18 protein-coding genes are annotated in these 26,092 nt (G+C 67.9%); 12 read left to right on the top strand and 6 right to left on the bottom strand.

Annotated features, from left to right (window positions below):
* Window positions 1–5: 5 nt before the first annotated feature.
* Together DQ384_RS04455 and DQ384_RS04450 are read right to left on the bottom strand one after the other, a co-directional pair.
* Window positions 6–2,723 (bottom strand): DEAD/DEAH box helicase, encoded by a 2,718-nt coding sequence (locus DQ384_RS04455; RefSeq protein ID WP_245966243.1) that lies wholly within the window; start codon window positions 2,721–2,723, stop codon window positions 6–8.
* 101 nt (window positions 2,724–2,824) lie between these two features.
* Window positions 2,825–3,841 carry a serine/threonine-protein kinase gene (locus DQ384_RS04450; protein ID WP_181871022.1) on the bottom strand — a complete coding sequence of 339 codons (1,017 nt, stop codon included), beginning with the start codon at window positions 3,839–3,841 and terminating at the stop codon, window positions 2,825–2,827.
* A 765-nt stretch (window positions 3,842–4,606) separates the two neighbouring features.
* Between DQ384_RS04450 and DQ384_RS04445 the strand changes: the two genes are divergently transcribed.
* The 8 genes from DQ384_RS04445 (at window position 4,607) to DQ384_RS04410 (ending at window position 16,816) form a co-directional block, all read left to right on the top strand.
* Complete coding sequence (locus DQ384_RS04445) at window positions 4,607–6,325, top strand: hypothetical protein (protein ID WP_114027367.1); 1,719 nt, start codon at window positions 4,607–4,609, stop codon at window positions 6,323–6,325.
* Window positions 6,326–6,519: 194 nt separating this feature from the next.
* Complete coding sequence (locus DQ384_RS42665) at window positions 6,520–6,855, top strand: hypothetical protein (RefSeq protein WP_245966242.1); 336 nt, start codon at window positions 6,520–6,522, stop codon at window positions 6,853–6,855.
* A gap of 10 nt (window positions 6,856–6,865) precedes the next feature.
* Complete coding sequence (locus DQ384_RS04435; protein WP_114027365.1) at window positions 6,866–7,537, top strand: vWA domain-containing protein; 672 nt, start codon at window positions 6,866–6,868, stop codon at window positions 7,535–7,537.
* Between the two features lie 30 nt (window positions 7,538–7,567).
* Window positions 7,568–8,443, top strand: coding sequence for a protein phosphatase 2C domain-containing protein (locus DQ384_RS04430; protein ID WP_114027364.1), 876 nt, complete (start codon window positions 7,568–7,570; stop codon window positions 8,441–8,443).
* Window positions 8,444–9,922: a MoaD/ThiS family protein gene (locus DQ384_RS04425; protein ID WP_114027363.1), complete on the top strand. Its 1,479-nt coding sequence runs from the start codon at window positions 8,444–8,446 to the stop codon at window positions 9,920–9,922.
* Window positions 9,919–11,256 carry a BREX system ATP-binding protein BrxD gene (brxD, locus tag DQ384_RS04420; protein WP_114027362.1) on the top strand — a complete coding sequence of 446 codons (1,338 nt, stop codon included), beginning with the start codon at window positions 9,919–9,921 and terminating at the stop codon, window positions 11,254–11,256. Before DQ384_RS04425 ends, brxD begins: the two co-directional genes overlap by 4 nt.
* Window positions 11,253–13,352: a DEAD/DEAH box helicase gene (locus DQ384_RS04415; RefSeq protein ID WP_114027361.1), complete on the top strand. Its 2,100-nt coding sequence runs from the start codon at window positions 11,253–11,255 to the stop codon at window positions 13,350–13,352. The genes brxD and DQ384_RS04415 overlap by 4 nt, the downstream gene beginning before the upstream one ends.
* A gap of 413 nt (window positions 13,353–13,765) precedes the next feature.
* Window positions 13,766–16,816 carry an N-6 DNA methylase gene (locus DQ384_RS04410; protein ID WP_220182767.1) on the top strand — a complete coding sequence of 1,017 codons (3,051 nt, stop codon included), beginning with the start codon at window positions 13,766–13,768 and terminating at the stop codon, window positions 16,814–16,816.
* Between the two features lie 173 nt (window positions 16,817–16,989).
* On the opposite strand, the gene DQ384_RS40960 is transcribed toward DQ384_RS04410, so the two are convergent.
* Entirely contained in the window at window positions 16,990–17,169 is a 180-nt protein-coding gene (locus DQ384_RS40960) for a hypothetical protein (protein WP_181871021.1), read from the bottom strand.
* 135 nt (window positions 17,170–17,304) lie between these two features.
* Between DQ384_RS40960 and DQ384_RS04405 the strand changes: the two genes are divergently transcribed.
* Both DQ384_RS04405 and DQ384_RS04400 read left to right on the top strand, forming a co-directional pair.
* A complete protein-coding gene (locus tag DQ384_RS04405) occupies window positions 17,305–17,562 on the top strand; it encodes a hypothetical protein (RefSeq protein ID WP_114027360.1) in 258 nt (85 codons plus the stop codon).
* A 158-nt stretch (window positions 17,563–17,720) separates the two neighbouring features.
* Window positions 17,721–18,260: a PIN domain-containing protein gene (locus DQ384_RS04400; RefSeq protein ID WP_114027359.1), complete on the top strand. Its 540-nt coding sequence runs from the start codon at window positions 17,721–17,723 to the stop codon at window positions 18,258–18,260.
* A 152-nt stretch (window positions 18,261–18,412) separates the two neighbouring features.
* On the opposite strand, the gene DQ384_RS43555 is transcribed toward DQ384_RS04400, so the two are convergent.
* A complete protein-coding gene (locus DQ384_RS43555) occupies window positions 18,413–20,182 on the bottom strand; it encodes an HAD-IC family P-type ATPase (RefSeq protein ID WP_281274004.1) in 1,770 nt (589 codons plus the stop codon).
* Entirely contained in the window at window positions 20,179–21,870 is a 1,692-nt protein-coding gene (locus DQ384_RS43550) for a heavy metal translocating P-type ATPase (protein WP_114027357.1), read from the bottom strand. Before DQ384_RS43550 ends, DQ384_RS43555 begins: the two co-directional genes overlap by 4 nt.
* A 218-nt stretch (window positions 21,871–22,088) precedes the next feature.
* On the opposite strand from DQ384_RS43550, the gene DQ384_RS04385 reads away from it, so the two are divergent.
* Window positions 22,089–22,286 carry a heavy-metal-associated domain-containing protein gene (locus tag DQ384_RS04385; RefSeq protein ID WP_114027356.1) on the top strand — a complete coding sequence of 66 codons (198 nt, stop codon included), beginning with the start codon at window positions 22,089–22,091 and terminating at the stop codon, window positions 22,284–22,286.
* A gap of 256 nt (window positions 22,287–22,542) precedes the next feature.
* A complete protein-coding gene (locus tag DQ384_RS04380; RefSeq protein ID WP_147268636.1) occupies window positions 22,543–25,662 on the top strand; it encodes an AfsR/SARP family transcriptional regulator in 3,120 nt (1,039 codons plus the stop codon).
* A gap of 37 nt (window positions 25,663–25,699) precedes the next feature.
* Here the strand turns inward: DQ384_RS04380 and DQ384_RS44075 are convergent, their stop codons facing one another.
* Window positions 25,700–25,918, bottom strand: a complete 219-nt coding sequence (locus DQ384_RS44075) for a heavy-metal-associated domain-containing protein (protein WP_484378254.1) — start codon at window positions 25,916–25,918, stop codon at window positions 25,700–25,702.
* Window positions 25,919–26,092 lie beyond the last annotated feature (174 nt).

The raw sequence follows: 26,092 nt of genomic DNA, 5'->3' as shown, positions 1-26,092 counted from the left end.
CGGGTTCAGCCTTCAATCAGTACGGCGAGTACCCGCAGCAGCGGTTCACCGGTGGTCCGTAAGGAGTCGATCAGGCGCTGCTGCTCGGCGACGGTCTCGCGCACGTCGGCCGATCTGCGGCCGTACTGGGAGACGTGCACCCCGTCGAGGGTGAGCTGCTGCCATTGGGTGAGCTTCGCCTGGTAGGCGTCGAGCGGCTCGACGATCTCCGCGTCGTAGTGCGCCCGCCGCTCCTCCAGGTGGGCGCGGGCGACCTCGACGGCGGGCTTCACCAGGTCCTGGAGGCGCTGGAGGTCCAGCGGCTGCGCCGGGTTGTTCATCCCCGGCCCGACCTTGGCCTGGTGCAGGGTCGCCACCATGTCGTGTAGGGCGGGCGCACCCGTGAGTCCGGTGATCGCCATCCATTCCACGACCGTGGGCTGGCCGAGGGTGTTGGAGTAGATGCCCTGGATCAGGAAGGTCGGCTCGGTGACGTTCGCGATCAGGACGGGGGCCTTCTGGCGGCCTAGCCGTACGAGGACCTTGTCGGTGAGCCACTCCACCATGGGGTGCAGGTCGGACAGGTAGGCGATGTCCGGCCACATGGTCTTGGTCCTGCGGGCCTCGTCGAGCTTGCGCTGGGCCAGGGAGCGGCTGAAGGTGACCTTCATCCGCTTCCTGACGTCGTGGGTGCGCAGGTAGGACGCGGGCAGCGCGGACAACCGGTGGATGAGGTCGCCGGGGGGCGTGAAGGCGAGCATCTCGCCGTCGTCCTCCAGGTCCTTCAGGAGCCCGAGTGTGCGCACGCTCTCGCGGACGAAGTCTTCAGTACTGCCGAACAGCTTCGGCACGTCCGCCCGTAACGGCTCAGAATCCGCACGCTTGCCCGCTGCGTCAAGAAGTGCCGCTGGGGTCGTGAGCAGGCCGACGAGGGCATCGAGACCTTGGTGGGCTTCCAGGGACTCCTCGACGGTCTTCCCGTCGAGAAGGTCCTGGATGAGCCGGCGTTCCTCGCGCTCGGCGCGGTACTCGCCGGTCACCGCCTCGGCGGTGCCGAGGCTCCGGTGGGCGGTCGCCTCCTTCTCCAGGAGCTTCTCTGCGACCAGCGTGTCGTCCTTGGTCCCGGACACGCGGGACGTCAGGATCAGGGCCTTGAACTGCGGCTGGTGCTGTTGGCCGTACCGATCGACCCGGCCGTTGCGCTGCTCGATGCGGATCAGGCTCCACGGCACGTCATAGTGGATCAGATGGTGACATTGCCGGTGCAGGTTGACGCCTTCGGAGGTCACGTCGGTGGTGACCAGCACCCGCACCTTGCTGTCCGCGAGCGAGAACCGCTCGATGACCTCCTGCTGCTGCTGGTCGGTGAATCCGCTGCCGAGCATCATCTCGACCGCGCCTTCGACGGTCAGTCCAAGCTTGGACGGGAGGACCCGGGCGAGCCACTTCACCGTCTCGACGCTCTCGGAGAACACCACCACGCGCCGGTCGCTGCGCGGCCCCACCCCGATCAGGGTGAGCTGATCGACAAGGGCGTCCAGCTTGGCCGAGTCGGCGTCGGTCACTTGGGCGGCGAGCCTGCCGAGCGTTTCCAGCGCCTCCCGCTCGCGCGGCTCGGGCGGCCTGACGGTGTTCTTCAGCCGGTTGGTCACGGTCTTCGCGAGGGCGTGATGCGAGGAGAGGAAGGCCTTGAGGAGGGTGTACGGGAAGAGGCGCCGCTCCTTGCTGACCCGCGCTCCGCCCTCCCGCTGGTCACCGGCAAGCCAGACCCGGGTCAGCTCCTCGAAGATCCGTTCCTCCGGGTCGGAAGCCGCACACCGGACCGGGACGGACGGCCCCCGGTCTGGCCACTTGGTGCCGATGTGGTTCCGTACCTCAGGGTCGATCTTGGTACGGCGGATGTAGAGGTGCCGGATGTCCTTGGCCGAGTAGTCGTCCTCGTCGACGATGGCCGCCGGGTCGAGCATGCGGACCAGCTCGGCGAATGACCTGCTTTCCCCATTGTGCGGGGTGGCGCTGGCCATCAGCAGCGCGTCGGTCCTGCGGGAGAGCAGCTTGGCCAGCTTGTTGCGCAAGCTGCTCTCGCCGATGAGGTTGTGCGACTCGTCGATGACCACGGCGTCCCAGTGGATCTTCTCCAGGTGCTGGCCGTACTTGCCCTCGTTCTTGAGCGTGTCGATGGAGACGATGATCCGCTTGTAGTACGTGAACGGGTTGCGCCCGGCCGGGATCTCGCGCTGGATCCGTTCGATGCCGACCGAGTCCAGCCGGATCAGCGGGATGGAGAACCGCGTCCACAACTCGTGCTGGAACTGCTCCAGCACCTGCTGCGGCGTGACCACCAGGATGCGGTCGCCGCGCCCCCGCCTGATCAGCTCGGCAAGGATGAGCCCGATCTCCAGCGTTTTGCCGAGGCCGACGACGTCGGCGAGCAGGATGCGGGGGCGTAGCCCGTTCAGCGCCAACTCTGCCGGGCGCAGCTGGTAGGGCAGCGGGTCCAGCAGGAACCGGTCGGGCAGCGCGAGGCCCTTCTCGGTCTGCGGCAACGGCGTCCTGCGCAGGACCGCCTCCAAGAAGAGCCGGCTCTTGGCGAAGTGCGGCGTGTCGTCCTGCTCCAGGACGGTCTCTTCTGGACGCATCAGCTCGACGTCATCGAGATCGGTGAAGAACACAGCGTCCTCGTCACGGACGAACTCGGACGCGCCGACCACGGTGATCCGGTGGTGCTTCGTGTCGTGTTTCACGGGGGTACACGTACGAACCATCCACTCCGCTTCGCGGATCCAGACCCGAGCGCCGGGGGGAAAGGTCGTCTCGGTCACTGCTCTCCTTCAGATGTGGACGCTCAGAACGTCGCGTTGCAGGCGTAGGCTCCGCGCAGCCGCTCGGCCAGCCGTGCGACGACCGAATCCGAGTCGAGGACGTGGGCGAGCTCCCGCCTCCTCGGCATGGGCTGGTCGACCTCGGGCGGATCGGACGGCCGCTCGACATACGTCGCCACCGCGAGCCGGCGGATCGCGATAGGCAGGGCCACACCGTCCCGGGTGGCCAGGTCGGTGAGCCATGCCCTGGCCTGGGCCAGATCCGGGCGAGCGGCGGGGTCGTATGCGAGCATCGCGGAGATGATCGGGGTCATCTCCTCCGGGATTCCGTCCAGGTCGGGGTGCTTGCCCGGGTTGGTGATCACGAATAGCAAGGCATGCAGGTTCTCCGCCTTGTAGGGGTAGTGCTTGGTGAGGGCGAACAGCAGGGTCGCGCCGAGCGCGTACACGTCCGCCTTCGGCGTCAGGTTCTTCGGGGTGTTGATCTGCTCGGGAGCCATGCAGGCGGGCGTTCCCAGCATCGATTCGGAGGTGGTGAGGTCGGTCGGCCCTTCGGCGAGCGCCACCAGGCCCATGTCGATGACCTTGGGACCGTCCCTGCCGAGCAGGACGTTTCCCGGCTTGAGGTCCCGGTGAAGCAATCCCGCCTGGTGGACGGCCTGGAGCGCGTCGGCGAGCAGCACACCGAGGGGGGCCGCCTGATCCGCGGGAATGGGCCCATGGTGGTCGACGAACTCGCGCAGGCTCAGCCCTCTGACGTACTCCACCGCGAGCCACGGGCTCTCGCCCTCGTCTTCGGAGGCCTCGACCAGGCTCGCCACGGATGGCCCCTGGATCGTGCGTAAGGCGTCGATCTCCCTGGCGAACCTTGCCCGCACCTCGGCTCGATCGGCGAGATCCTCCCGGATCACCTTGACGGCGACCCGCTCGTAATCCGGTGTGACGCCGAAGAAGACCCTGCCCATGCCACCGCTGCCGAGCCTGCCTCGTAAGACGATGTCCCCGATCCTCTCGGGATCGGACCGGTCCAATGGAGTCACGATTACCCGCCTCACCCAGGATATGAAGATCGAGCCATCATCCAGACAGGGTAAAGCGAGCGCAAGCTTTGCATCGGGGTTGTTAGCCATCACCACGACCGCTAAGCCCTTTTCATCCAGAAGACTGCCACTATGTCTAGTATCAAACTCTGCCCATAGCACCATTTCGGACAGCTGGGCTATTTCGGACTGAAATTTCGGGCCGACCACCGCCATCCAATCGCGCATGGCATACACCCCGCACGATCACCCGGTCGAGCTGCCTGCATTTCATGGTACTCTTGTGCATCGAATTCACAACACCAATGAAGAAGCTCCCTGACGCTCATACATCTGGGGCTACACCAGCGAGGTGCCCTGCGAGGCTCTGACCAGCTCGAAAGACCTATCCGGCTTTACCGACCCCGCCTGCGCGGGAGCGACCCCGCCCGGCCGCCCTCCAACTCCTTAGAACGCCGGAGTCGAACCACGCCTCCGGACCATGATCAGCAGTCTCACACAGAGCGTTGCTCGCACCTCGCCAGAGAGGTACGGGAGATGCACCACATCAGGCGGAGCCCGGGAAGTCGACCGCCGACCATACCGGCAGGAAGTGGGACGACGATCGAAGTGGATCACTCTTGAATATCGCCGGTAAACCTCGGTGAGGGGCGCCACGTCTGACCATGCGCCACCGTTCACTTCAATCCCCACATTCACAGCGGTAATCAGCCCATCCGATCCACCTCGTAACCATTCCCCCTGATGAAAGGACGTCGGTCGTCCGTGACGGACCTGGAGCTTGCCACCGAGCTTCGCGAGATCGCTGCCCACCCTTATGCGGAAGCCCGCGGCGACCAACTGCGTGACCTCGCGGACGCCATCATCGAGTCGAGCCGACTCTCACCCGCGACCCCGTATGGTGCGCGACTACTTCCTGAGCCGGCCGGCGCTCCTCGCACCGGGAGAGCCGAACGCTGGTGCGAGGTCGACCTGTTCGCCGCATTCGCGCCACAAGACACTTTCATCGTGGACAGCACGGGACCCTCGGCGGGCCAGAAGAAGCCGAGGATGTCGGGCAGAGCCAAGGCGACGATCAGCTCCGTCCTGGTCTTCGCACCGATCCTCACCACATGGATCGGTTTGCGAGAAGCCACCAACGCCTATGGCGCCGCGCTCGATGCCGAAGGGCCAGAAGTGGCGCGTCGGCCCTTTCTCGAGATGTGGCAGCAGGGCTTCGACGGCCGCCTTCCTTCCCTGTACAAGTTCGACAACGTCGCGCTGGCCACCCTGAGCGTGATCTTCATCCTGATCGCATGGACCATTTTCGAGAACCTCACTCGGACCCGCCATGAAGATCGTTCGGAAGAGGAGTTCGCTCGTCTTCGGACCCGGCTGCGGGGGGCCCTTACAGAGGCGACGCTCGTCCTCGGCCAGGTCCGGCTCTCCTCCCCTGCGCGTTTCACGGCCGAGCTCACCAAGGCCGCCATGGAGATCGAGAAGGTCGGCTTCACCACGCGCAAGATGCACAACGAACTGAGTAAGGGACTCACGCAGGCACTGGAATCCGCCGAAAAGGTGTCGGAGGCACTCGTCGCCGGCGCGACGGACGTGCAGGGAGCGGTCGAGGCACTCGACAAGCACCTTACGGACATCAACGCGGCCTGCGTCGACATGACCGCTTCGGTTCGGCAGACGACGACCGTCATCGACGCCACGGGTTCCAAGGCCGAGCAGGCACTCGCGGCCGCCGGCGACCACGTTTCCACGACCGTCTCTGCGACGACCCTCGCCATACAGGAGGCGGTCAGCAACGAACTCGCGCAGTGGGCAAGGGCGGTCCAAGACGCGATCAGCACCCTGGACACCCGCGTCGCCGGCCTCGACTCCCATGTCGCCGCTCTTGACACCCGTGTCGGCACGTTGGGCACGCGTGCGGGTGAACTCGTCAACGCGGCGACCCGCATCGAAGCCGCTATCGACGAGGCTCGAGCGACGGTCAGCTCGTCGACCGCGAAAGCCGCCGAGTTGTTCGGGCAGCAGATGACCGACACCCTCTCCATCACGGCGTCGGAGTTCCGCGACACGTTCGGCGGCACGAGCATGGAAATCCGGGAAGCCCTTGGCGACTGGTCTCTCATCGCCGGAGCACACGCTTCCCGGATCGAGATCGCGTCCGATGCCTCCGGCAGGACCATCACCGTCCTCGAAAGGACCCGAGACACGCTAGACCGGCTGCCGATCGCACTCGACGGTGTCATCACCAACCTGCCATCAAAGATCAAGGAGCTCACTGACGGCGAGTTCGCAGAGCTCAAATATGCGATCGCTCACCTCGAGTCCGCGGTGAACCACGCGGCCGAGGTGCTCTCCACACCCGCGCCGAGCCCGATCTCGCACGTACCGACTGCGCCCCCTGGCGTACTCGATGGGTCCAACGACGCTTCAAGTAGGGCTTGGGGCGTACCCGACCAGGCTTCGGACCTTCCGGGTGGGACGCGGTGACACGACGGCGGAGGCCGACCACCCCCATCTTGCTCGCCGGATGGCTCTTCGCCGACCTGCTGCTGGGGCTCACGATCATCATGCTCGGAGCCCAGGCACCGCCTCCGGCACCAGTCAGACCGCGCGCGGGTGGCAGTACCACGACACCCAAGCCGTCGCCGACCCCATCTCCGTGCGCGACTCGTATCGGCGGTGTGCGAGCGAAACCAGTCAAGCTCTCGTTCCGGATCAACGCCGGTGCCGACGATCGGGCGCTCACCAGCCAGGTGAAGCGCTCGCTGGGTAAGCACAGGAACCGCCTCGACGGTCGGCACGCCGGCATGGTGCTGACCTTCGGCGCCAACGGCAGCGCGGGGAACGGTGTCCATCTCGCCACACGTGTCAACAACGCAGCGCGCAAGGCCTACCCGAAGATCTTCGGCACGGCCGCGACCCGCAACTTCCACGACCTCGCCGCACCGAGCGGGTCGATCTCCATGGAGATCTACTTCGTCACGGACGGCTGCGCCCCCAAGAACCCGAAAGCATAGGCATACTCCGATGAGCGAGCAGGTACTCCCCTTCTACCTCGTGTGCGACGAGTCCTACTCGATGGACGGCGCCCCGCTGCAGGCCATCAACCAGGAACTTCCCACGATCTACGATGAGATCGCCAGTAATCCGGTCGTCGCCGACAAGGCACGGCTGGGCATCATCGGCTTCAGCACGGGTGCCGAGATCCTGCTGCCCCTGGCCGATCTCAACGACGTCCAGTCGATTCCGCAGCTCAGCGCGCGGGGCATGACCAACTACGGTGCGGCGTTCTCGCTGCTTCGCGACACGATCGAGATGGACATCAAGAAACTCCGGCAAGCCGGGCACTCCCCGTACCGCCCCACGGTGTTCTTCCTCACCGACGGCCACCCCACCGATGAGTGGAACGACGATTACCAGCGGCTGGTCGACCCTGGCTTCGGCCCGCATCCGAGCATCCTGGCGTTCGGTTTCGGTGAGGCACAGGCTTCGATCCTGACGCAGATCGCTACTTTCCGAGCCTTCATCGCCAACGGCGACGTGTCACCCACCCAGGCGCTTCGCGAGTTCGCCAAGCAGCTTCTCAACTCCGTCGTCAAGTCTGCGGTCGCGTCCTCTTCCAGCCCTGCAGGAGAAGCTCGGCTGGTCGTCCCCGAGCAGGTCACGGGCTACACCGTCCTGCCTGTCGACCTCGTCTGATCCGGAGCGCGAGCCAAGGGAGGCACTGACGTGGAGCAACTGCAAGAGGGGCTGACGGCCGAGCCGGAGCTCACCATCCCTGAACCGCTCGTCATCGGGCGCAGGCCGATGGTGCGCCCAGCGCTCACGGGCCTGCCGGATGTGGACCTGAGACGCCCCGACAGCGAACTGGACGGCGCCGACCTGCCCGGCCTTGCGGTACGCGCGGCGTCGATCCGAGGCGAAGCTCACCGGCACCTCGGGCTGACCCGTCAGGACGCGATGGGCTTCTGGCAGATCGACGGCACACGACTTCTCGCGTGTGTCGCCGACGGGCTCGGCAGCAAGGCCCTGTCCCACATCGGCGCCGCCGAGGCGTGCGTGTCCGCCCGGAACAACATCGAGGACCTCTTCGCCCCCGGCACGTCGGGCATCCAGCCGGAGGTCTTCTTCGAGGACATCGCCGACGACCTGATGAAATGCGCCGGGTCCAAAGTCAACGGGCGGCCGGTGTCCCCGGAAGACCTCAGTACCACACTCGTGGTGGCGCTCATCGATTCGGAGAAGCTTCAGGCGACGCTGATGCGAGTCGGGGACAGCGAGGCGATGCTTCTGCGCGAGGAAACATGGACGCCATGCTTTCCGAAGAAGTTCGAGGAGTCGATCAGCTCGTCGAGGACCCACGCGCTTCCCCATGATACCGGCCAGGTGGAGATCACGGTCGTAGACCTTCGTCGCGGCGACATGCTGCTGCTCTGCACCGACGGCCTGGCCAGGCCCATGGGAAGCGAACTGGTGAGCGCCCAGCTTGGAGCCTGGTGGGGACGGTCTCTCGTGCCCGCACTACCCACGTTCCTCTGGCAGGTGAGTTTCCGGGCCAAGTCGCACGACGACGACCGCACGGCGATCTGTGTGTGGACCGTCTGAATGACTTTCGTGGCGCACCCTCTGGACCGACAGCGTGACTCGCTCGCCCTTGAGCCCGAACCGCTGGGCTCGGGCGGCCAAGGCGTCGTCACGCGGGCAATCGGCCCTGGGCAACTGGTCTACAAGGAGTACATGTCGCACGCGGGGGAGGTCGACGGCGGAGCACTCGCAGATATGGTGGAATTCGGGCGTTCTCTTGCGGCCTCCGACCGGCATGCGCTGCTGACACACTGCGCGTGGCCACTGGCCCGAGTCGTCTCCGGAACCACGGTCACCGGTTTCCTCATGCCGGAGGTCCCCCGTGAGTTCTCTGCGGTCATCGGCAAATCCTCCAAGCTGGTGGAGTTGCAATACCTGCTCTTCAAGCCGAACTGGGCATGGCGGAACCTGTACCAACCCGGCATCCAGGAGCGACTCAAGATCGCCCTACGGGCAACGGCATTGGTCGAAATGCTGCATGGTCATGGGATCGTGCTGGGCGACATCTCGTACCGGAACCTGCTGTGGCAGCCGGCGGCGCCGTACGAGATGTTCGTCCTCGACTGTGACGGCTTTCGGCGGCACGGCAGGGAACCGGTGCTGCGGCAGGCGCACACCCCTGACTGGGACGATCCCTACCAACCCTCGACCGGCCCTGATCTGGACACCGACCGGTACAAGCTGGCGCTGCTGATCGGCCGCGTGCTGTCGCAGGACGCGCAGGTCCGCCCCGGAGGAAGCCTCGCTCTGCTCCCCGGCCTCGACCCGCACGTTGCCACCCTGGTCACCGAAATGTTCGCTTTAGCCGCCGGACCGCATGGTCACCGCCCGATCGCCCGTGAATGGAGCCAGGCGCTGCTCGGTCGCCGATGGATACGCGTGAGCCGGAAGCCAGTGCGGAGTGACACGAGCACGGGTGGATCGGCAGTGATACACGATCCCCGCGCCGATCGGACTTCTGTGCCTGTCGGGCAGCGGAGGAGTGTCGTCGACATCTCCCGGCCTCCGGCGCCGATCTCCATCCCTGCGCGCCCGGATGGCCCGGTGCCGCCAGGACCGGGAAGCCGGACCCCACCCAAGCCAGATATTTCCGTCCCACCACGCAGGTGGCTCTCGCTTCCGCCTTCTTCCTCTGGGCCAGACACCATCAGCGGACCGGTGCAGCCCACGGCACCGCCGACGGTCGTCCGGCTCGGTGGGCGGGTGGTCACCTCCGAGATGTTCGCCGAGCAACGGGAGATCACTCCGAGCCCGATCGAGGATGACACCGTGGCCGCGTTGATCGACGCTCTGGACGCCCGCGGCGGACGCCTCTCGGTGGTGGAGGTGGCCAAGGTGATCGGTGAGCCGGTGGAGCGCACCCGACTCCTCCTGTCCGCGGCGAAGCGACTGCTCAACATCGACGAAGCCGTCCTCACTCTCAAGGACGGTGACCAGACCGTCGATCTGAATCTTCGGCTCATGAAAGAACAATTCCTCGACGAGGAGGTTGGACCGTGACGCGTAAGGTCAGCCAGGTCCGGCGGCGGCGGATCATCGATGCCCTGTCACGCGGCACCGTCCCGCAGAACGATCTCGATCTGTTCGCGGTCGGCATGGATCGTTTCGAGAAGGTGCTCGACGACGAGCTGGCCGGCGCGGCGAGTGGCGGCGGTGGCTTCAAGGCCATCCGCGGTGAGTACGGATCGGGAAAGACCTTCTTCGCTCGCTGGCTCGCTGAGCGGGCAAAACGCATGCGGATGGCCACGAGCGAGGTCCAGATAACGGACACGGACACCCCGCTGTACAAACCACACGCCATCTACCGGGCACTGATCCGCGCCCTGTCCACAGCGGGCAGCTCACCGAGCGCACTGCGGGACATCGTCGACACCTGGCTTTTCATGTTGGAAGGGGAGGTCGGCGCGGCGGAGGGGATCGCCACGGACGACAGGAAGGCCATCGGCTCGGCGGTCGATGAGCGTATCGAGTCTCGGCTTTCCGAGGTATCACGCAACGTTCCGGCTTTCGCGACGGCGCTGCGCTTCTACCGCCGGGCACGGCTTGCCGGCGACGCGGTCACTGCGGACGGACTGCTCGGCTGGATCGGCGGGCAGCAGAACATCGCTGCGTCGGTCCGCCGCCACGCGGGGATCAAGGGAGAGGTCGACGCCGGCAACGCACTCGATTTTCTGCAGGGCCTGCTCGTGGTGCTCCGGGACTGCGGCCACCCCGGACTGCTCGTGGTGCTCGATGAGGTCGAGACCGTACAACGTGTGCCGAGTAATCTCCGTGAGCGGAGCCTGAACACCCTCCGCGGTCTCATCGACGACATCGACAAGGGCCGGTTCCCTGGTCTCTATCTCGTCATCACGGGCACTCCGGCCTTCTATGACGGCCGGCAGGGCGTCCAACTGTCCGCTCCACTCGCTCAACGGCTGCACACCGACTTCAAGACCGACGCCCGTTTCGACACGGCGCGAGCCGTGCAGGTCCGTCTCACGGGATTCGACCGCGACCGGCTGGTCGAACTCGGCTGCGTGGTACGTGACCTCTACGCCAAGGGCGACCGGGCGGAGCCCCGGATCATGACGTTGGTCGACGACGGGTACGTCAAGGATCTCGCGACCTCGGTAGCGGGACACCTGGGCGTCGGCACGGCTCCTCGAGTCTTCCTGCGCAAGCTGGTCGCGGACGTGCTGTTCCGGGTCACCGACTTCGAGGACTTCATTCCGCGGCGCGACTACAAGCAGGTGGTGCTCGCCGAGTCCGAGTTGAACGACGACGAACGTAACGCCCTTCGCGGTGCGCGTCGCAAGTTGTCGGCCGCCGAAGTGGACCTCGACCTGCCGTGACCTCCCCATCCGCCACGTTGCACCCCACGCTCGCGTACCACGTCGCCAACACCCTTGGCTGGCCTCGGCTCCGTCCGCTCCAGTCCGCTTCTCTCGACCCGGTCGCGAGCGGGCTGGACGCGTTGCTGGTTGCTCCGACCGCTGGAGGAAAGACCGAGGCCGTGGTCTTCCCGCTGCTCTCGGCGATGGAGACGCACGGGTGGACCGGCCTGTCCGTCGTGTACCTCTGCCCGCTGAAGGCGCTGCTCAACAACCTGCTGCCCCGGCTGCAGGCATACGCGGGCTGGCTTGGCCGGCGGGTGGAGATCTGGCACGGCGACGTATCGGGCTCGCGGCGGCAGGCGATCCTGCGTGACCCGCCCGACCTGCTGCTGACCACGCCGGAATCGCTGGAATCGATGTTGATCAGCAGAAGCGTTGATCACCGACGTCTTCTGGGTGACCTGCGTACCGTCGTCGTGGACGAGGCGCACGCGTTCGCCAAAGACGATCGCGGCTGGCATCTGCTCAGCGTGCTCGAACGCCTCACGCATCTCGCGGGCCGTCCCCTCCAGCGGATCGGTCTGTCCGCCACGGTGGGAAACCCGCAGGATGTGCTGACCTGGCTGCAAGGCTCCAGTGCCGGCAACCGTCCGGCACAGGTGATCGCGCCGGACACCGCCACCGAGTCGGCTCCCGCGGACGTGGAGCTGGATTACGTGGGGTCGCTGTCGAACGCGGCACGGGTCATCGCCTGGTTCCAGGGTGAGAAACGGCTCGTGTTCTGCGACTCCCGCCGCATGGTCGAGGAACTGGGCGAGCTACTTCGCGGCCTCGGTGTCACGACCTTCCTGTCCCACGCCTCGCTGTCGGCCGACGAGCGTCGCCGCGCCGAGGAGGCCTTCGCCGAGGCCCAGGACTGCGTCATCGTCTCCACCTCCACCCTTGAGCTGGGCATCGACGTAGGCGACCTGGACCGGGTCATCCAGATGAACGCGCCATGGTCGGTCGCCTCCTTCCTGCAGCGGCTCGGACGGACGGGGCGGCGGGCCGGGAAAAAGCGCAACTGCTTGGTCCTCGCGCTCACCCACGACGACCTACTCGTCTGTACCGGACTACTGCAACTGTGGAGCACGGGCTTTGTCGAGCCGATTCAGCCTCCTCACTCTCCACGGCACGTCGTCGCCCAGCAACTCCTGGCGCTGACCCTGCAGGAGGGGCGGATCGGCGACGCCATGTGGCCCGACTGGTGGGCAGGTCTCGCTCCGTTCGAGCATCACTCGGCTCAACCGATACTCGACCATCTCGTCCAGGACGGATTCCTGGACGAGGACGGCTCCTGGCTGCAGATCGGGCCGAAGGCTGAGGAGCGCTTCGGGCGCCGCCACTTCATGGACCTGGTGGCGGTGTTCACCGCGCCGCCGGAGTTCACCGTCCTGCACGGGGGCAAGGAACTAGGCCGTACCGATCCGGCGCTGCTGACCTCGTCGGTGACCGGTCCCCGGCTGCTCCTGCTCGCCGGGCGAACCTGGCGGGTCGACTGGATCGACTGGAGACGACGGCGCTGCTTCGTCGATCCTGTGGACGGGACCGGAGGAGAGGCCCGCTGGTCGTCGACCGGGTTCTTCGGCATGTCCTTCCCGCTCACCCGCGCCATGCGGGACGTCCTCCTGGGCGCCACTCCCCCGGTACGGCTGACCCCACGAGCGGACGACGGACTGGCCAAGGTGCGTGCGGAGCATGCCGATACCGTCCACCAGACGGGGACCGTCATCGTCCGGACCGATGGTGATCTCCTCTGGTGGACATGGGCCGGCTACCGAGCCAACGCCACGCTCAAGGCCACCCTTGGACCGCTCGCCGATCCGACGCACCGCGTGAACGATCTGAACATCAGACTCCGCAACGACCTGACCCGATCGGATTGGCACTCGGCCGTCCAGGGTCTCTCGAATGATTTGCGGTACCCGGAAGTCGACGAACGGGCACTCAGTGGGCTGAAGTTCAGCACGGCCCTTCCGCGCCCCATGGCCGTCGAGACCTTGTCCATGCGGCTCGCCGACTTCAGCGCGGCAGAAACCGCCCTGACAGAACCAGCGCGCCTCATGGTGCGGTGACGAAAGGACGACCTGTGTTCAACCCTCAGACGGAGGAACGGCTGCGACGCCTGCTAGACCACGCGGCTCACCCGGGTACACCGCAGATCGAACGCGAGAACGCCCTGAACGGAGTACGCGCCTTGCTGTTCGGAGAAAGCCGGGCGCACGGCGCAGGAGCTCCTCGCAAAGCTCGAACAGGGGGCGGACAGCCCTTCGGTCGACTCTCATCTACAGGATGACAACCAGTGGCACCGGCCTGACCGTAGAGAACACCTTCAGCCCATCGAACCGAAGCGAGAGTGGACAAGGATCTAAAGCCGATCTTGCCGATGTTAATTTGCTATAGCATGGCATCCAAGACAAGACACCAGGCGCTACAGATATAGAATTAGAACCTTCTCAGGTTCGCATATACATGGTAATGCTCGTGAGTGCCGATTGATGTAGCAAATCCCCTGTACGAGACCGTCAGCCGCCTCTCCGACCGTCACCGGGTTCGCAGCGAAGCCACCATACAGGCCGATATCCGGCAGCTCCTCCTCATCGGCGGTCTCGGGTTGGCCGAGGCAGACTTGGAAGTCAATCTGGAGGCCCAGGTCGGCAATCACAGACGGATCGACATCGAGGTCGGCTACACGGTGATCGAGGTCAAGAAGAGCCTTGCGGGTAGCGTGGCGTCCCTCCGGGCCGCCGAGAACCAACTTCGTGACTACGTCGCCGCTCGCGTTCACGAGACGGGCCAGCGCTACGTCGGCGTCTTGACAGACGGGGCTGAATGGAGGGCCTACCAATTACACGACGGTGTGCTGGCGCAGGCATCGCAGTACATCCTGAAAACAGGACGCCCCGACCTGACCGGGCTCCTCACCTGGCTCGAAGGAGTGCTCGCCACTCGACAAGGCGTGCCACCGACACCGTCCGAGATTCGTGTACGGCTCGGCGCCGACAGCGCCTCATACCAACTCGACTATGCAGCTCTCGCCGCCCTTTACGAGGCCTACGGTGCCACGCCCACCGTACAACTCAAGCGCCGACTCTGGTCGGGCCTGCTTCGTAGCGCCCTCGGCACGCAGTTCACCGAAGACACCGAACTCTTTCTTGAACACACACTGCTGGTCAACAGCGCCGAGATCATCGCACACCTCGTTCTCGGCTTCGATGTGATCGATCTTCAGCCGGCCACGCTTTTGGGAGGGGAGCACTTCCGCCTCGCGCGGATTTCAGGGGTGGTGGAGCAGGACTTCTTTGACTGGATACTGGAGGTGCCGGGCGGAGAGGCCTTCGTCAGCACACTCGCGCGGCGCCTGGCCCGTTTCGACTGGCGACATGTCGAACACGACGTCCTGAAAATCCTTTACGAATCCATCATCGGTCCAGATACGCGAGCCCGGCTAGGCGAGTACTACACCCCCGACTGGCTCGCGGAGCAGGTGATAGCGGAAGCTGTCACTGATCCCCTCCGGCAGCGCGTGCTCGACCCCGCCTGCGGATCGGGAACGTTCCTTTTTCATGCGGTACGGCGTTACCTAACCGCCGCTGAAACCGATGCCGTGCCGCTTGCGGACGCTCTTGAAGGGGTGACCCGGCATGTCTACGGTCTCGACCTGCATCCTGTGGCCGTGGCACTTGCCCGCGTCACGTATCTGTTGGCGATCGGAAAGGAACGCCTCCGCGCCGACGACCGCCGGGGTGTGCACGTGCCCGTGTACCTCGGGGACAGCGTTCAGTGGAAACAAGAGAAGACGGATCTGTTCACCGGTGGCCAGGTCGTGGTCGATACAGGTGAGGACGGACCGCAGATCTACGGCAACGAACTGCGCTTCCCCGAGACGCTTCTCGCGGATGCGGCGAACTTCGACACTCTGATCGAGGAACTGGCGAAGCTCGCGGCCTCACCCCGTCGCCCAGGCACCGTCCCACCATTGACGGCCCTGTTCAACCGGAGAGCCATCGCCGCTGAGGACCGCGAAGCAATCCGGGACAGCTTCGCGAGGATGTGCCGCCTGCATGATGACGACCAAGACCACATCTGGGGTTACTACGTTCGCAACCTCGCCCGCCCCAGGTGGCTGAGCCGACCCGAAAACCGCGCTGACGTGCTCGTCGGCAACCCACCCTGGTTAGCCTACCGGCGGATGCCCGAAGACATGCAGCGGAGGTTCAGGGAACTGTGCGAAGCCCGTGGCCTGTGGCACGGAAGGGAGGTCGCCACCCATCAGGACCTGTCCGGTCTCTTCGTCACCCGAGCGGTCCAACAGTTTCTGAGGGTGGGCGGGGCCTTCGCGTTCGTCCTCCCCAATGCCGCACTCGACCGCGGCTACTTCAAGGGATTCCGTTCCGGCCTCTACCCCGACCAAGCCGAACTGACCACGGTGGCCTTCACCCACTCGTGGGACCTGCGCAGGCTCCGACCACACTTCTTTCCGCGTGGCGCCGCCGTGGTGTTCGGCACGCGAACCGGGCCCGCCGACGGTGCAACACCCCTGCCGACCTCGACGCTCCGGTGGATCGGCAGGCTGCCGAAACAAGCGCCTACATGGGATGTCGTCTCTAGCTTCCTGTCCTTCGAGGCAGCTGACCTCGTCGTTCACGATGCGAACATGCTCGAGTCTCCCTACAAACTACGCTTCTTCCAGGGGGCGACCCTCGTCCCACGCGTCCTATTCTTCGTCGAACGCAGGCCGACGGGGCCCCTGGGACTGCCCTATGGACGACGTGCGGTCAGATCGGTGCGCGGCAGCAAGGAGAAGTCTCCTTGGAAGGAACTACCGTCCCTGGAAGGCGTTGTCGAAAGCGAATTCGTCCGGCCGGTTCTTCTCGGGGAGAGCGTTCTACCTTACCGTCTCCTGACGCCTCGAGAAGCGATTCTCCCTCTAGAGAAGAACCAGCTTCTTGACGGGCAGCATCCACGGATCGATCTCTACCCCGATCTTGCCACTTGGTGGAGGAAAGCGGAACGGATATGGGTAGACCACAGGTCCAGCAATCGCCTCACACTAACCGAACAGCTCGACTTCCGGCGCAAGCTGACCTCACAGCTTCCACCATCCGCGCTTCGGGTGGTCTATGGAGCATCAGGGATGCACGTGGCCGCCGGCCTCGTAGATGACCCTTCCACGATATGCGACAAAGCACTGTACTGGGGTACGGTGAACAGTCATGATGAGGGCTACTTTCTGTGCGCCATTCTCAATGCCCCTGTGCTCACACAGCTCGTGCGGCCTCTCATGTCCTATGGCAAAGATGAGCGACACATCGACAAGCATGTATGGAAGTTACCGATTCCATTCTTCGATCCGGAAAACGAGGTCCACGCGCGTCTGGCCGGTCTAGGTCTCCACGAAGCCGCCCTGGTGATGAGCCTCGAACTTGACGAGAACACTGACTTCATCGCTCTCCGCCGCCTGGTCCGTAGAACGCTGGCCACCGGCCCCTACTCCCAAGAGATAGAGGAACTAGTGGTCGGCCTCTTGGACGGTTGACCAGGCCGGAGAGGTCTATTCGTTTTGGCGTTGAACGACGTGATCGAAGGCGGCTGTCTCCAGCGCCAGGCTCCCACAGGACCTCAGTCGATGAACTGGCCTGGCCCTACTGCCTCGATATCTCCGAGAGAATGGAGTGGCCGACGAGCGCGAAGGCGTGACCAGGCCGAACGTCACACGGCCAGTTCGATGCGCAGGTGGTCGCGGAATTCTCGGACCGCCACGGTGTTGCTGTACGGTTCGAGGCGGTCGGCGAACGCCTGGACGAACTCGACCGAGCGGGCGCAGCTCAGCGCCTTGGCCATGGGGATGGCGCCTCGTGCGGAGTCAAGGGCCTGCTCAAGTTCGCCCATTCTCAGGTAGGCATCTGCGGCAGCGTCAACGGCACCCCGACGTGGTGCGAGATCGTCGACGGGGATCCGGAAGCGCAGAAGATCCGCGACGCCCTCGACCGCCTCGCCACCCTGGACCAGCCTGACATCTCCCTGATGACCGAGAACGGGCGCGGCCTGCTGCTCGCCTACCAGCTCTCCGAAGGCCACTGCGCGGCGTACGTCACGTCACTGCTCACCACCGGCACCCCCGGCAAGGCCGTCGGCTTCGCGCTCCCCACACCCACAGGCCTGCGCTCACCCCTCCCCTCGCTGCCGGACCTGCGCCCCGGTCTCGCGCGACTCCGGGAGTGGACGTGGCGCCACCCGACGCCGGGCACCGGGACAGAAGGCTCAGCGCCCGGCACCGCCTGATGGCCGGCCACTGGATCCTCTTGCCAGGCTTCAGGCTCGGCCCGCCGTTCATGACGAAAATCCCGGAAGACAGGCCTGCCCTAAGTGTTCGTGCACCGAGTTCACATGTGTTTTAATTAAACTGGACGCACACGCCGCACTAGGGAAGGACCTGGATCGTGATCACCCCCGTCACCGACCTGGACGAGTTCCGCACCCGCGCCTCGCGGACGAGCCGCCGCGCCCGTCGCCTGGAGCACCAGGAGTCGCTGCGGCATGGCAGGGCCATGCACCTGCTCGACATCGAGAATCTCGTGGGCGCGCCTCACCCCACGACCTGCGAGGTAGAGGAGGTGATGACGGTGTACGAGATGGTCGTGCCGATAGGAGAGATGGATCAATACATGGTGGCGGTGAACCCCTCCGCGCTCGTGGCGGTCGGGATCGCCTTCCCCGGAGTGCGGTTGCTGACGCGTCCTGGCCCCGACGGCGCCGACCAGGCGCTGGGAGAGACGGCTCACGACGACCGCATCGACCTACGGTTCGAACGGGTCGTCATCGGGTCCGGAGACGGTTACTTCGTCGACCTCGCCCGCTGGCTGGCCGAAGCCGGTCTGCACGTGACTGTTGTCTCGCGCCCCGGTTCCCTCAGCCGTCGCCTGTCCGCCGCCGTCTCCGACGTGGTCTCTCTCGAAGTGCCCACGCAGCACGCCGCCTGAGGAAGCTCCCAACTCGATGTCGCCGGGCCCATGCCCGGCGACACCTCCCTCCCACGGTTGGCCACGAACGCCGGTTTGGCAGAGGGGGGGGGCAGGGGGCAGCTCCATGCCGCCACCCTGCCCCGCGGCGTGTTTCCTGAGGCTTCGCCGGCCTAGCGGGCGTCGGCCGTGAAGGTGGTGGTGATGACCTGGCCGTTCGCCTGGCGGAACTGGCCCCAGAGGCGGTAGAGGCCGGGCCGCGGGAAGTCGGCGTGCAGGCCGAGGTCGGGGCCGAAGGTCTGCACCGGCAGGGCGAAGACGGGACGGCCCTGCCCGTCCTCGGCCTCCGCGTGCTCGTGGGCGAACCCGCTGCCGTCGAGCGGCATGACCACCACGTGGCCGGCGGCGGCCAGGTACGGCCTCAGGTCGTCCACGGGCCTGCCGGTGACGGCGTCGGTGAACCGGTAGGTGAAGCGGCTCCTCGACCCGGCCTCCGCCTCGCCGGTCAAGGTGACGCGGACACCGCCGACGACCTGTTCCCACGCGGACGGCGCGGCCTTCTCCGGGGTGACCTGTGCCCGGTCCCCGACCACGACCTCCTGGCGTTCCAGGACGTCCGTCATCTCACCGCGCCGCCGGAACTCGGTGTGGATCAGGTACCGGCCGGCGGTCGGGAAGGTCGGCCGCACGGAGAACTCTCCGGGACGGCCGGTCGGCTGGGGATGGAGGTGCGCGAACGTGCCGAGGTCGTCCCTGGTGACGATGAAGTGCATCCACGCCTCGTGGCTGCGCCCGATGTCGTCCACCGGACGGCCGGTCTCGGCGTCGGTCACCCGGACGCGGACCGCGGCGGGCCTGCCCGGTACGACGTCCCGGGGGAGCTCGACGCCGACCTTCAGCCCGGCGTCGCCGGCGTGCCGGGGCTCGGTGTCGGCGGTCATCATGACGCTCATGGCCGGGCGCATCGGCATTCCGGTCGACTGCACCCAGGCCAGGACGCCGTTCATGCCGCGCTGTGCGCTGTCGGTACGGCTGAGCGCGGTGAAGCCCGCGCCCACGGCCGCCGCGAGGGCGGCGATGCCGACGAGGTAGGCCGAGTCGGCGATCCTCGTGCGCAGTCGCGGCTTCGGCATCTCGGCCGTCCCGGTCCTCGGGAACCGGCGCAGGCGCAGGGCGTTGGTGACGACGCTGACCGAGCTCATCGCCATGGCGGCCGCGGCGAGCGAGGGGTCGAGCAGCACCCCGTTGAACGGGTACAGCACGCCGGCCGCCACCGGTATCAGCAGCACGTTGTAGGCGAACGCCCAGGTCAGTCCCTGCTTGATCGTCGTCACGGTACGCCGGGAGAGGGCGATCGCCGAGACGATCCCGCGCAGGTCCCCGCCGACAAGGGTGATGTCCGAGGCGGCGATGGCCACGTCCGTGCCGGTGCCGATCGCGATGCCGAGGTCGGCGGTCGCCAGGGCGGGCGCGTCGTTGATCCCGTCACCGACCATGGCGACGACGGCGCCGCCCTCCTGGAGCCTCGCCACCTGGGCGGCCTTTTCCTCGGGCCGCACGTCGGCGATGACCCGGTCGATGCCGACCTGACGGGCGACGACATCGGCGGTGACCGTGTTGTCGCCGGTCAGCATCCACACTTCCAGGCCCAGCGCCTTGAGCTGTTCGACGGCGTCGCGGGACTCGGGCTTGACGGTGTCGGCCACGCCGATCACGCCGGCGAGGGTCCCGTCGAGGGCCACGTACATGGGGGTCGCGCCCTCGGCCGCCATCCCGCCGGCCACCGCGGCCATCCAATCGGCCACCGCCGTTCCGCCGGCGGCCACTGTCGTCCCGTGGTTCACCGCTGTGGTCCCGCCGGCCACCGCCGTCGTCCCGGCAGCGGCGACGCCGTGGCGCCGCATCAGCGCGGCGTTGCCGATGACGACGGACCTGCCGCTCACGCGGCCTCGACACCGTGGCCCGGCACGGCCTCGAAGGACTCCACGGCCGGGAGAGCGAGACGGCGGTCCCGTGCCCGTGCCACGATCGCCTCCCCCAGCGGGTGCTCGGACCCGGTCTCGGCGGCGGCGGCGTACGCGAGCAGCTCGTCGGGGTCGGTCCCGGGCGCGGCCGTGACCTGGGTGACGCCGGGGCGGCCGCGGGTGATGGTGCCGGTCTTGTCCAGGACGACGGTGGTGATCCTGCGGGCCTGCTCCAGCGCGACGCCTCCGGAGATGAGGATCCCAAGCTCGGCGGCCTTTCCGGTGCCCACCATGATCGCCGTGGGAGTGGCCAGGCCGAGCGCGCAGGGGCAGGCGATGATCAGGACGGCGATCGCCGTCCCGATGCCCAGGGTGAGCCGTCCCTGGTCGGGGCCGAAGAACGCCCAGAAGGCGAAGGTCAGGACGGCGATGCCGATGACGGCGGGCACGAACCATGCGGACACCGTGTCGGCGAGCCGCTGCATCGGGGCCTTGGACCCCTGGGCGTCCTCCACCAGCCGGACGATCTGCGCCAGGGTGGTGTCCCGGCCGACCGCGGTGGCCCGCATGACCACCGAACCGGTGCGGTTGAGGGTCGACCCGATCAGCGGGTCGCCGACGCCCTTGCCGACCGGAAGGCTCTCCCCGGTGATCATGCTTTCGTCGACGGTGGACGCGCCGCCGGTGACGACGCCGTCCACGGGGACCTTCTCGCCGGGGCGGACGCGGATGAGGTCGCCGACGGCGACGTCCTCGACGGAGATCTCGACCTCGGCCTCGCCGCGCAGGACGCGCGCGGTCTTCGGCTGCAGACCCATGAGCGTCCTGATCGCCGTGGCGGTCCGCCCCTTGGCGCGGGCCTCCATCCACCGGCCGGTCAGGACGAGTGCGATGACCACGACCGAGATCTCGAAGTACACGTGCAGCGGCAGCCCCAGCCGTTCGGCCAGGGCCGGCCACAGGGTGACGAACGCGCTGTAGCCGTACGCCACCGTGGTCCCCATGACGACGAGCGTGTTCATGTTCACCGCGCCGTGGCGTCCGGCCGCCCACGCCGCCCGGTACAGCGGCCGGCCCGCCCAGAACTGCACCACCGTGGCCACGACCAGCAGGAGCGGCATCAGCCAGTCCATCGCGTCGATGGGCAGCGGCAGGTACATCAGCACCATCATCGACAGCCCGATGGCCAGGGTGATCTGCCACGTGCGTCTCAGGCCGGTGAGCTCACGGCGCCGGCCCTCCTCACCGGTCTCGGGCGGCGTCGGGCTTCGGCCGGTGCCCGGCTCGCTTCGGACGGTACCGCTGCCCGGCACGTTCTGTACGGCACCGGTCCCCGGCACGTTCTGTACGACACCGGTCCCCGGCACGTCGCCAACGGCCCCGGTGCCCGGCACGTCGCCGAAGGCGCTCGGCTCGCCAGCGGTACCGGTGCCCGGGTCGTCGCGCGCAGTGGCGGTGTACCCGGCCTTGCCGACCGCACCCGTCAGCGTCTCGACCGACACGCGGGCGGGGTCGTAGGTCACCGTGGCGACCTCAGTCGCGAGGTTGACCTCCGCCAGCTCGACGCCCTCGACCCTGGTGAGGGCCCTCTCCACCCGCCCTACGCATGACGCGCAGGTCATGCCGCCGATGTCCAGCCCGCGGGACACCTTCGTCGCCGTCGCCATAGCTCAGCTCCTCGTCGACAGGGCCCGCCGCACGGGCCGTTGACCGGAACCTCGCAACCGCCGCTTTCCTGCCGCTGGCCGTCTCCTGTCCGCGGACGCAAGGCGCCGGCCTCGCTCGCGGACCCGCATGGACAGGACGCGGACAGCGGCGCCGCGCAGGGTGCTCTCATCCCGGCGGGCCGCACTCGGCGGCCCGCCCCGGCGACAAGGAGCCGTCCATGGACCAGCTCGTCCTTTCCGTCCCCGGCATCAGCTGCGACCACTGCGTGAACGCGATCAGCGGGTCCGTCGGCGAGGTCCCCGGCGTCAGCGCCGTGGACGTCGACCTGGCCACCAGGACCGTGACCGTCACCGGGACGGCCGACCCCGCGGCCATCCGGTCCGCCATCGTCCACGCCGGCTACGAGGCCGCCTGACCTCCGCCGCGTTGCCGGCGGCGCGGACCTCGTCGGCGTTCTGGTCCGAGCGGCGGGCCGCAGGGCTCCGGATCGCGTGAGGACCTGGAGCCGGGTCATCCGGACCGCCCCTCCGCGATGAGGCCGAGGCCACGTACCATGGGGCGTCACCGCGACTCCTCGGTCCATCACCACTGACCCGAGAGCGGTGGCCGGGCACGACGAGGAGCGACATGCACGACACAGCCGTCACACCGACAGGTCCCACGTGGCGGCCGTGACGTTCGGGATCCTCGGCCCCGTCGAGGTTCGAGCACCTGGCAGATCTCCGGCCGCGTTGCCGCCGTCCGTGCGCGCGCTGCTGGCCCGGCTGGTCCTCGCGGCGGGGCGAGTGGTGTCCGTCGACAGCCTGACGGACGCCCTGTGGGGTGAGGACCTGCCGGCCGACGCCACCAACGCACTGCAGATCCGGGTGTCCAAGCTGCGCCGCGCCCTCGGGGCCGCGGGCATCGGTGGCGACGTCCTGGTCACCCGGGCTCCGGGCTACCAGCTCGCCATACCGGCGGAGTCGGTTGACGCGCACCGGTTCGAGCACCTTGTCCGCCATGCCCGCGCAAGGGCCTCGACCGGCCAGGTCGCCGCCGCGCTGGAGTTCCTCGACGAGGCGCTGCGGCTGTGGCGAGGCCCGGCGCTCGCGGACGTCGGCGAGACCCAATGGGCGCTCGCCGAGAGCGCCCGACTTGAGGAGCTGCGGCTGGGCTCCGTCGAAGACCGGCTGGAGCTGCTGCTGGAGGCCGGCAGGCACGTCGAGGCCGTCGCCGATCTCGAACGGTCGGTCGCGGACAACCCGCTGCGCGAGCGGCTGCACCGTCTGCTGATGCTCGGCCTGTACCGCAGCGGACGGCAGGCGGAGGCCCTCGCCGCGTACCAGGCGCTACGCCACCATCTCGCCGACGAGCTCGGCATCGACCCGTCTCCGGAGCTCCAGGCCCTGGCGGAGGCCATCCTGCGTCAGCAGGTCCCCTCACCGCCCGCCACCCGGCCCACCCCGTCCCCCGATCCCCTTGTCCCGGCCGCGCCGTCGACCGATCGCGTCACCCCGGCCGACCCATCGCTCCACCGCGTGGCCCCGCCGATTCCGTCGACCGATCGCGTCCGTCCGGCCGGCCCGTCGCTCGACGGTCCGGCGCCGGCTACGGAACCGTCGGGCACACGGCAACCCGCCGGGCCGGCCGCCACGAGCCGGGGCGGCGACGCGCTGCCTCAGCGCCTGTCGTCGGTGATCGGCCGGCACGACGACGTGGAAACGGCGTTGCGGCGCCTGCACGAGGCCCGGACGGTCACCCTCACCGGCCCCGGCGGCGTCGGCAAGACCACGCTCGCCATGGAGGTCGCCCGCCGAGCGGACGAAACCCTCGCCGACCGCGTCCGGCTGGTCCGGCTCGCGGCCCTGGAGCCCGGGACGGACGTCGCGGAGACCTTCGCCACTCAGCTGGGTCTCGTGACCGACGCCTCGGGCACGACCTTCGCCGACGCGGTGGTGGAGCATCTCGTGGAAAGCCGTGCGCTGCTCGTCGTCGACAACTGCGAGCACGTCATCGACGACGTCGCCGTCCTGGTGGAGCGGCTGGTCGAGTCCTGCCCCGGCCTGACGGTGCTGGCGACCAGCCGCGAGGCGCTGGCCGTCCCGGGCGAGATCCAGCTCGCGGTGAGCCCGCTGGCCGTGCCCGAGGAGACCGGCGAGGCGACGGCGATCCCCGACACGCCGGCCGTCCAGCTGTTCCTGGACCGCGCCCGTGCCGTCCGCCCGTCCTTCGCCCTGGACTCCGAGACCGCGCCGGTGGTCGCGTCCATCTGCCGGCGGCTCGACGGCATGCCGCTGGCGATCGAGCTGGCCGCGGCCAGGGTCAAGGCACTGTCGGTGACCGACATCGCGGCGCGGCTGAAGGACAGGTTCTCGCTGCTGACCGCGGGACCGCGCACGAGTGAGGCGCGTCACCGCACGCTGCGCGCCACGCTGGACTGGAGTCACGACCTGCTGTCGGGCGCCGAGCGCCGCCTGCTGCGCCGTCTCGCCGTCTTCCGCGGCGGCTGGACGCTGACCGCGGCCGAGGAGGTCTGCGGCTTCGACGGCATCGAGCCCGGCGAGGTGCTGGACCTGCTGCTCCGGCTGGTCGACCGGTCGCTCGTGGTCCCGGACCCCTCGACCGGGCGGTTCCGGATGCTGGTCACCGTCCGCGAGTACGCGGCGTCGAGGCTCGCGGAGGCCGGGGAAGCCGAGGCGTGCCGCTCCCGCTTTCTCGACCACTACGTGCGGCTGGCCGAGGAGCACGGCCCGCACGTCCGCTCCGGCGGGGACTCCTTGGCCCGCCTGACCGAGGAGTACGACAACCTTCGCGCCGCGGTCGACCATTCACTCGATCCGGCCGGCCCCGACGTCGAGGCCGGGCTGCGGCTGGCCGGCGCGCTCGTGTGGTTCTGGAACTACGGGCTGCGCCACGAGGGGACGCGCGCACTGTCCGCGCTCCTCGAGTCCGGCGGCGGAGCCCCCGCCGCCCGGGCCAGGGCATTGCAGGGCATCGGCGCGCTGAACGTCTACTACCCCACGCCGCGGTCGCGTGCCGCCGCCCGGCAGAGCCTCACGCTGTTCGAGGAGATCGGCGACCGCCACAACGCCGCGATCTCGCGGCTGGTCGTGGCCTGGGCGGGGCAGTACGGCGGAGACGCCGAGGAGTACCGCGCCATGATCGCGCAGAGCCGCGCGGAACTCGGCGACTCCGAGGACGGATGGTGGTGGGCCATCACCCACTACCTGGATGCGTTCCTGAGCCTGCGCCTCGGCGAGTTCGACGCCTCCGCCGCGCAGTGGCGGCACAGCCGGGACCTCCTGCGGCGCACCAGTGACCGGATCCTGGACAGCGCGATCGCGGCCCACCTGGGCATCTCCCTGCGCGAGGCCGGGCATCATGCCGAGGCGTCCGCCGTCCTGCGTGAGGCCATCGAGGACGCCCGCCGCTTCGACTCCCCGCACGGGTTGCCCTTCGCCCTCGCGCACCTGGCGCACACGCTGCTCGACGTGGGCGAGGACGACGAGGTGCCGGCCCTGCTCGCCGAAGCCGACGAGGTGGCGCGCCGGATGCGCAACCCGCGCTGCCAGGCGTGGGCGGCGTGGGGACGGGCCCGCATCGCCTGCGGCCACGGCGACGCCGCCCGCGCCGCGCAGGAGTGCCGCAGGGCGCTGGCGCTGCTGGAGGAACGCGAATTCCCGTGGGCGCGAGCCCGGCTGTGGTCCCTCATGGCGGACTGCGCCGAAGCCGCGGGTCTGCCTGAGGAGGCCGAGCAAGCCCGCCACACGGCCCTCACCGTCGACTCCACCCCCGCGGCCGCCCTGCCTTAGCCACCGGGCACCCTGCCCCCGCTCGCCGCGGCTTCTCTCATCGGCGCCGGGACGGCGAATCCGGTGCCGCCCTGCGGCGATCAGCGTCCGCGTCCGTGGCGAAGCCGGCGGACCGTAGCGCGGCCAGAATCACCCGCGGGTCCGCGTCTCCGCGCACGCGCATGAGTCCTTCCCGGGCGTCCACCTCGATGGAGACGACTCCGGGGACGTCGCGGACCCGGCCACTGGCGGTGCGGACGCACCGGCGGCACAGCATGGCGGGTATGGGCACCTCTACCGTGTTCGCCGTCTCCTGCGCCTCCGTCTTCCGCGCATCCGCCTCCCGGCGGCCCCCGTCTGCCATGTGAGGCAGGCTGTCTCATCCCGCTGGCGCCGCACTGTCCTTCCGCTGTCCGCGTTCACGCCGGCACGCGCGGCGCGCGCGGGCACG

The sequence above is a fragment of the Sphaerisporangium album genome (genome assembly GCF_003323745.1).
Classification (GTDB): domain Bacteria; phylum Actinomycetota; class Actinomycetes; order Streptosporangiales; family Streptosporangiaceae; genus Sphaerisporangium; species Sphaerisporangium album.
The sequence above is the reverse complement of the archived record's forward strand: the minus strand, read 5'-3'. Positions and strand labels throughout refer to the sequence as shown.